The sequence below is a fragment of the Spirillospora sp. NPDC049652 genome (assembly GCF_040675125.1).
Classification (GTDB): domain Bacteria; phylum Actinomycetota; class Actinomycetes; order Streptosporangiales; family Streptosporangiaceae; genus Spirillospora.
On sequence record NZ_JBFAOF010000747.1, the window covers coordinates 1 to 3,684 of the forward strand.

The window sequence follows — 3,684 nt, forward strand, 5'->3', positions numbered from 1 at the left end:
CCAGGCGGTCACCGGGACCGTGACCGTGAGCGCCAGCAGGTAGCCGGTCGAGACCCAGCCCACGGCGCTGAGCGTGCTGCCGAACTCGCGGGCGAGGCGGTCCGCGGCGACCGACACCATCGTGGCGTCCAGGATGCCCATGATTCCGCCCAGCAGCACCACGGCGATCAGCCGGCGCAAGGCCGGATCGAACGCATCTGTATTCATCAGACTCCCTAACTAGACTGGCGCGACCAACATAGAAGCCTGACAAGTCTTGGGCAAGGTGGTTCGAGTAAATAGACTCAGGAGTCCAAGTCGTGGGGGCGGCCGGTACACTGCGCGGCATGGCGGGGACCACGGCGGCGCGAGGCCGCATCGACAAGCGGCAGGCGATCCTCGACGCCGCGTTCGCGGTGATCGGCCGCGAGGGGTACGCGCAGGCGGGCGTGGACGTCATCGCCGCCGAGGCCGGCGTCGCCAAGGCCACCGTCTACAACCACTTCGGCGACAAGGAGGCGCTGCTCCGGGCGTCCTTCGCGGCCCAGGCCGAACGCGTGCTGGCCGCGAACCTGGCCGCGCTCGAAGTCCTCGCCGACACCGGCGGCGACCTGCGGGGCCTGCTGGAGGACGTCGGCCGCCGGCTGCTCGACTGCTACTGCGACGAGCGGTCCTGGGCCGTCCGGCGGATCCTGCTGGCCGAGGGGAACCGGTTCCCCGACCTGCTGGACGTCACGCACAGCGGCGTCGCCGACCGTGTCCTGCGGACCCTCGCCGACCGCTTCGCGCGCCTCGCCCTCGCCGGACGGCTGAACCTGACCGACCCCGAACTGGCCGCCGAGCAGTTCACGGCGCTGCTGATCGGCCCCATGGAGAAGCGCACCCGGCTCGGCACCCGTCCCCTCCCGGAGGGGGAGCTGCGGGACTCCGCCCGCCAGGCGGTGGACACGTTCCTCAGAGCTTTCGGGCCCGCCGAGGCTCCAGGCCGTCCCTGAGGAGGCGGAGCAGGCGGCGCGCGTCGTCGGCGTTCCCCGCCGTCATCGCACCTCCGCTGACCAGCGCCAACAGGTCGGCGGTCGCGATGTCGTCCTTGAGCGTCCCGGCCGCCTTGGCCCGGACGGCGAGGGTCTCGGCCGCCTCGTTCAGCGCGGTGTGCCACTCGTGGAAGAGCCGCGACCGGCGTCCGTCCGGGGTCTCGGTGATCGCCATCGCGAGGTCGCGCTTGGCCGCGACATGCGCGACGAACTCGTCCAGCCACACGTAGAGCGCCTCGCCGGACGACGCCGACGCCAGCTCCCGGCCGAGGCGGAGAAGTCGCTCGACCTCGTCGGCGTACACGGCGATGAGCAGGTCCTCGCGCGTGGGGAAGTGCCGGTACAGCGTCGCGTTCCCGACCCCGGCCCGCTTGGCGACCTCGTCGAGCGGCACGTCCGGCCCGCGCTCGGCGAACAGCGCCTCGGCCGAGGCCAGGAGCAGCGCGGCATTGCGCGCCGCGTCGGCACGCGGACGGCGAGGAGGCATCGGCTGACCCCTTGTGGATCGAGGACGTCCTCCGTAGCGTAGCCGATTAAGTGGGGAACTCCCCGTTTAAGGAGCCGCAGCATGACACCGGACGACCGCATCGCCATCACCGACCTGATCTCCCTGCACGGCCACCTCTGCGACGACGGCGAACTCGACCGCCTGCACGAGGTCTTCGCGGACGACGTGGTCTACGACGTCTCCGCCCTGGGCTCCGGCCCACTCCACGGAACCGCCGCCCTCAAGGACGCGGCAGAGGCCCTCGGCGACGCCAACCCCGTAGGCCACCACGTCACCAACGTGATCCTCACCGAGGTCACGGAAGACGAGGTCCACGCCCGTGCCAAGGCCATCGGTATCGCGGTGGACGGCACCACCGCCAGCGCCGTCTACCACGACGTCGTCAAACGAGGCCCCCAAGGCTGGCGCATAACCCACCGCACCATCCACCCCCGCAGAAAGCCCCTCGGCGCCCGCTGAGCCCGTGCCCCCGGCCGTAACCTGGTGGTCCTCTCCCCGGGGACTCGCCGGGCGGGTCAGCGCTTGTAGCGCTTGGCGTGCATCATGGTGACGAGCTGGAGGATCTGCGCCATCTGCTTCTCGGTGCGGTCGAAGGACGTCAGGTTCGCCGGGAGGGCGAAGCGCTGGCGGGTGATGGCCTTCGGGCGGGCGAACTCGCGCAGGCCGTCCGCGCCGTGGATGCGGCCGAAGCCCGACTCGCCGACGCCGCCGAACGGCAGCGCGGCGACCATCGCGAACGCGGCGAAGGCGTTGATGGACGTCATGCCCGAGCGCATGCGGCGGGCGGCGTCCATGGCGCGGGTCTTGTTCTTGGAGAAGATCGTGCCCGCCAGGCCGTAGCTGGTGGCGTTGGCCTTCTCGACGGCCTCGTCCAGGTCGCGGACGCGGTGGACGGTGATGGTCGGCCCGAAGGTCTCCTCGCAGACGGCGGACGAGTCGTCCGGGACGTCGGTCAGCACCACGGGCTCGACGTACGGCTTGCGGACGGACTCGGGCCCGCCGACGACGGCCTTGCCGCCCTTCTCCAGGGCGTCCTTGATGTGCCGTTCGATGATGTCGAGTTGGGACGGCATGGTGATCGGCCCGTAGGCGGCCTCGCGGTCGAAGCCCGGACGCAGCTTGGCGGCGCGCTCGGTCAGCTTGGCGAGGAACGCGTCGTAGGCGTCGTCCACGACGTAGACGCGCTCGACGCCGATGCAGGTCTGGCCGGCGTTCGCCATCGCGCCCCACAGCGCCGAGTCGGCGGCGGCGTCGAGGTCGGCGTCGGAGTCGACGATGCAGGCGTCCTTGCCGCCGCACTCGGCGACGATCGGCGTGAGGTTCGCGGCGCACGCGGCCATGACTTTGCGGGCCGTCCGGGCCGAGCCGGTGAACGCGATCTTGTTGACGCCGGGGTGGGACGCGAGCGCGCCGCCGGTCTCGCCGAAGCCGGTGACCAGCTGGAACACCGGGCGCTCCGGGATCACCGTGCTGATCAGCTCGGCCAGCAGGACGCCGACGCCCGGGGTGAACTCCGACGGCTTGAACACCACGGCGTTACCGGCGGCGAGCGCGTAGGCGATCGAGCCCATCGGGGTGAAGATCGGGTAGTTCCACGGGCCGATCACGCCGACGACGCCGAGCGGCTGGTACTCCAGGACGCACTTCTGGTTCAGCGACATCGCGCCCGGGAACACCGTGCGCGGGCCGAGCACCTTGGCGGCGTGCCGGGCGGCCCAGTCCAGGTGCGAGATCGCCATGACGGTCTCGAGCTGGGCGTCCTGCAGCGTCTTGCCGGTCTCCTGGTGGATGAGCTCGGCCATCCGGTTGAGGTTGCGGGTGAGCGCGCCCTTGACGTTCAGCAGCCGGACGCGCCGCTCCTTCCAGCCCAGCTCGCCCCACCACGCGGCCGCGTCGCGGGCCTTCGCGACCGCCTCCCCGACGGCGGCGGCGTCGTGGACGGGGTGCTCGGCGACCACCTCGCCGGTGGCGGGGTTCAGCGACGGGAACGTGGTGCTTTCCGTGGCGACGGACATGGTGCTGCCTCCGGGCTGCTCAACCGGGTAAGTGACCACTTGCCTGCTACCGGCTAGTAAATCACCTTACGTCGCCGTCCGGGATCCAGCTCCCGTGGAACCCCGCCGGGACGCGCCGGGGCAGCTCCACCCGGGCCCGCTCCGACAG

General features: G+C 71.3%; 4 protein-coding genes and 1 pseudogene. 2 read left to right on the forward strand and 3 right to left on the reverse strand.

What is annotated here, in order from left to right; all coding sequences use genetic code 11:
- A pseudogene (locus AB0J52_RS31835) lies at positions 1-207 on the reverse strand (MFS transporter); the annotation flags it as partial.
- A 119-nt stretch (positions 208-326) separates the two neighbouring features.
- Between AB0J52_RS31835 and AB0J52_RS31840 the strand changes: the two are divergent.
- A complete protein-coding gene (locus tag AB0J52_RS31840; RefSeq protein ID WP_500186486.1) occupies positions 327-974 on the forward strand; it encodes a TetR/AcrR family transcriptional regulator in 648 nt (215 codons plus the stop codon).
- Here AB0J52_RS31840 and AB0J52_RS31845 read toward each other — a convergent pair.
- Positions 934-1,500: a TetR/AcrR family transcriptional regulator gene (locus tag AB0J52_RS31845; RefSeq protein WP_500186487.1), complete on the reverse strand. Its 567-nt coding sequence runs from the start codon at positions 1,498-1,500 to the stop codon at positions 934-936. The genes AB0J52_RS31840 and AB0J52_RS31845 overlap by 41 nt on opposite strands.
- A gap of 81 nt (positions 1,501-1,581) precedes the next feature.
- Between AB0J52_RS31845 and AB0J52_RS31850 the strand changes: the two genes are divergently transcribed.
- Positions 1,582-1,980, forward strand: a complete 399-nt coding sequence (locus AB0J52_RS31850; protein WP_500186488.1) for a nuclear transport factor 2 family protein — start codon at positions 1,582-1,584, stop codon at positions 1,978-1,980.
- 56 nt (positions 1,981-2,036) lie between these two features.
- Here AB0J52_RS31850 and AB0J52_RS31855 read toward each other — a convergent pair whose 3' ends face one another.
- Complete coding sequence (locus AB0J52_RS31855) at positions 2,037-3,536, reverse strand: aldehyde dehydrogenase family protein (protein ID WP_500186490.1); 1,500 nt, start codon at positions 3,534-3,536, stop codon at positions 2,037-2,039.
- Between the last annotated feature and the right edge of the window lie 148 nt (positions 3,537-3,684).